Origin of the sequence: Clostridium sp. (assembly GCF_051656525.1) — a bacterium.
In the GTDB taxonomy this organism is placed as follows: Bacteria; Bacillota; Clostridia; order Clostridiales; family Clostridiaceae; genus Clostridium.
In genome coordinates this window covers 1-3858 of the sequence record NZ_JBOGCC010000253.1, presented here as the reverse complement: position 1 = coordinate 3858, position 3858 = coordinate 1, and the positions used below count along the sequence as shown (strand labels likewise).

Sequence of the window (3858 nt, the reverse complement as noted above, 5' to 3'; positions counted from 1 at the left end):
AATTCAACCACTCCGACACCTTCCTTCTCTGAATGTTGAACAAGGTTCCTCACAAAATCGTGGATACCAACCGAGTCATGCAGTAACACTTCGAACCGACGGTCGTCATAAATGACCTGTTGAAATCTGTAAACCTCCCATGTGAACTCACCTACACCGGCGCGGAAATTAGTGCCCACAATGTAGTCCTTGTAGCACAGGTCTCGCAGTACGGTTACCTTTTCACCGTCACACAGTCCGCCCTGCAACGTGTATGTTTTGTCTGTCATTCCGCTACCCACCCCTTACGGTCGTCCCAACGCATCATACGGAACCGGTGCAGCTCGTCCGCCAACCAGTTCACATACTCCAATTGTGTCAGTGTCGCACCGTACGGTACATACTTACACCCGCGCAGCCGTACCGACTCTTCCTCGGCGCGATCCATTGCTGCGTCCATGTCCTGACACGCTTCGGAGCGCATCGCTTTGGGGCCGAACCGATTAATAAAACTCCAACAGGTCGCCCCATTGTCCACCAGCGCCGCAAACGCCGCACGCTGCACCCGACCGTCACAATTTTGTACCGCCTGTGCCGGGGTGGCACACATTCCCACCCCTACAGCAACCAGTACGGCTGCACACTTAAGTCGGCAATTCATAAAGCTGCTCCACTACCTGACCGTTACAATCCTTAATACGAACCACTTTACCGCCTTGAGCGTACACCTCGTTGCGGATATAGTTCATCATGTTCTGCGCCTCAACGTGTGACATCCCACGCTCTAGCAATTCTTCCAGTGTTACACGCATTTCTTATACCTCTCAATCACTTGCTTTAGTCGAGCCAACCCTATCACATGTGGCGGTTTACATTCCGGTCGGTCAATGTCCCCGACCGACCACTGATACCCACACCGGTGACAATGATACTCATCGTTCACGCGGTACGCTTTGCAAACTGGTGCGCTACGCATCGACTAACTCCCACTTACGCCACCGCCTGACGTTTCTGTTTGAAAGTATCTTTAACTAGCTTGGCAATTTCGTAATCGAACACACGATTGTGAATGCGTACAGCTTTTACAGCTCGTTCAACGGTTGTACATTGGTCGGGGAACACGATTTCAACGTCGTTACCGCAGAACACACGGAACGAACCTGAGTCGATGAACACAGGGTCAGAATCGGTAACGCGTACGCAGATGTGAGCACGCTCCGCCACTACAGGTTGACCGATGTTTTCCGCCACTACCTTGCACGCTGCCAGCAGGTTGTTAAACGCTAATTTCATGTCCATTCTCAAACCCTTCAAGTCTTGGTAAACACACCATGTGTCCCCGATGTGTTTAAATGTATACCATCACTGACCATCCCGTCAATAGTGGTTAAATAAAAACCGCACAAGTGTGCGGTCTGTCACGTTACTGCGCCATTTGTGTCGCAGCCATCGCCACCGGATCACCCTGTGCCGCTGCGTAATGACGTGCCACCTCCGCGCCGCTGGTCAAATTGGCATGAATGTGACCATGGCGGATAAATAGGCGCGGCTTACCAGTGTTACCACACGGGTCCATGATAGTGTTGTTCACACGTCCGTCCTTCAACGCTGGGTGCCAATCGTATCCAAGCGACTGCATCAACCCGCGACGCTTTGTACGTGGGATCTGACGGTCGGCACGTAACCGCTCGATCAACTTGTCCAGCGCGAACGAGCTGACCCATCCACCAGCAAATCCGGTACGTCCTTCATCGATGGCTTCGAGGATCTCTTGTTCAACGCCACCTAACGACGCTTCAACAGCTTCCGCAGTTGTACTGGTGTCCGGCGCACGTTGACACTCAGTCGTCGGGTTGTACTGTGCCGGGATTTGATAGTTGTGCAGGAAATACGCCACACATGCAAAACCACCATCACGCAGCCAGTTGTAGAGATTCGGAAAGTAATTGCCGTCCATCCCATCACGTATCAGATCTGCAGCTTCCTGTTGCGCACTGTAGAAGACTGCAAAACGACGGTCGTTCATTGTCTTCTTGATTGCGTTTTTATGGTTGCTGTTGAACATGAAGTTGGCACACACGTCGTGCATACTTTGGTCTTGCTGCATGGCGCGACGTGCTAAACGTGTACCGGTGATCATCGGCTTGAGAATTTCCAACACTTCAAGTTTTTGGTCCGGTACGTAAATGTCCTCTACACCGATAAACAACTTGTCGAACAACCAAGCGTTAAACTTCTCGCTGATTTCGTTAGCTGGCGGCATGTGGGTGTAACGCTGACCAATCGCATACGCGAGACAACGTGTGAACAGTGTTTTACCGTTACCCTCACATCCTTGTATCAACGGTGCCCATTGAATCTTGTACCCCTTGTACTGCACACACGCGGCCATATATGCGAGCAGGATTTGCTGGTCACGCTGGTCGGGCAACACTTTACGCAGATGGTTCATGAACGGTTCGATGTCACCTTCTTGCATTTGTATCTCGACCGGAACGTAACTGTTCACCAGTCGTCGCCCTTCTTCCTCGATGATTGAACCGGGTGGACACGCTGGTCGAAACGCAAACGAATCAACTTTCGGGAATGTCACATACTGCGACTCAGTGAACGCCTCGAACGCCTTTTTCGTGGTTTTCTCGTTGTTGTCATCGAGCGAGAAAGTATAACCGCCGTACATGGCGTTGAACTGCTCACTTTTGAGCATCGCACCACCAGGTGTGAAGACACGATGAATATCAGCGATGTACACGCACCCCGCGAAATAATCGACCAACTGCGTGCCGGCCACCAGCTGGTAACCACTACGCATGACCGGCTTAGCAACGTCCACGACTGCCGTCACAGGTGCTAACTCAATCGGCGCACCCACACTGTACCAACTGGTTTGGCGCGTCACAGCGTTGCACACGGTACGCTGCACATAACTCTTATGTTTGTCCCACTTCGGGCGCACAAGACCGCTACGGCGCATCAGGCGCTCAATACGCTCACAGTTGTTACCTGTCCAAAATGCAAGGTGTTGCGCCAGTGCTGCATCTGCGCTACTTGCGTCAAACTCTCGCACCTCGTCCGGATACGTGTCAGCCAGTACCGACACGTTACGCTCCCACAAATCACGGAACGATGCTTTACATGTGAACACACTTGCGGCACTTGTGGTATCGAGCGCCTTGGCAATTAACCGGTCGTCGTCATCAATCGGGAACGAACCGTCACAATGTGTGGTCGTCCAGCTCTGCGGTGACAGCGGTTGCACGTCGGCACTGAAATATTTACCCACCACCGCGTCAAATTGCGTATCGAACCGTGCCGCAGCGTCACCACTCGCACTGGTGCCGGTCAACGCGATAAAACGCTTACCGGTATAACACTCCAGACCGAGTGGAATATTTTTACAACCATGCTCCGGCACTTGGTCGATTGAACCAATAATGTGTAATCCGCGACCCGACTGTGACACCTCTACCGCTGCGCCGGAAAATTGCGTACACAGTTCAATAGCGATAGGCGACCACGTGCGGTCGGGCAGTAGGCAGTCGTCAATATCAACGAAAAAAAACGGATCGTCATCGGACAGGATGAACGCCACACCCCAACCCTCACCGCGGCGTGTCGCTTCGGTACAAGCCGTGTCAGCGTCAACCCAGTGTGACGTATCTTGTGCTGACACTACATCACCGGAAAGGTTGCACGGCTTTTTATCCATCTTACCCGGACGTGTCGCACTCGGTACGAGCTTATAAATCATGAATTGTTTGAAGGGGCGTAACGCCCCAAGTGCAGGAGGTAAACACTGCATAACATAGCCCTCTGTGTGTGATGCCAGTGTATGGTCTTAATCTAGTGGGATAAGGTCGTCGTCAGCGTCGCGGTAAG

At 52.3% G+C, this 3858-nt stretch carries 4 protein-coding genes; all 4 read right to left on the bottom strand.

The genetic code is table 11. The features are described 5' to 3' along the window. A partial coding sequence (locus ACRDDY_RS12775; RefSeq protein ID WP_438565332.1) for a hypothetical protein occupies positions 1–269 on the bottom strand: 269 nt, incomplete at its 3' end. 354 nt (positions 270–623) lie between these two features. Continuing rightward, positions 624–791 carry a hypothetical protein gene (locus ACRDDY_RS12770; RefSeq protein WP_438565331.1) on the bottom strand — a complete coding sequence of 56 codons (168 nt, stop codon included), beginning with the start codon at positions 789–791 and terminating at the stop codon, positions 624–626. A gap of 178 nt (positions 792–969) precedes the next feature. Beyond that, positions 970–1278, bottom strand: a complete 309-nt coding sequence (locus ACRDDY_RS12765) for a hypothetical protein (protein ID WP_438565330.1) — start codon at positions 1276–1278, stop codon at positions 970–972. A 124-nt stretch (positions 1279–1402) separates the two neighbouring features. Further along, on the bottom strand, positions 1403–3781 hold the full coding sequence (locus tag ACRDDY_RS12760) for a phage NrS-1 polymerase family protein (RefSeq protein ID WP_438565329.1): 2379 nt from the start codon (positions 3779–3781) through the stop codon (positions 1403–1405). Positions 3782–3858 lie beyond the last annotated feature (77 nt).

Coding starts and splice junctions, on each gene's coding strand:
- ACRDDY_RS12770 (WP_438565331.1), bottom strand. CDS start 791: ATGCGTGTAACACTGGAAGAATTGCTAGAGCGTGGGATGTCACACGTT.
- ACRDDY_RS12765 (WP_438565330.1), bottom strand. CDS start 1,278: ATGGACATGAAATTAGCGTTTAACAACCTGCTGGCAGCGTGCAAGGTA.
- ACRDDY_RS12760 (WP_438565329.1), bottom strand. CDS start 3,781: ATGCAGTGTTTACCTCCTGCACTTGGGGCGTTACGCCCCTTCAAACAA.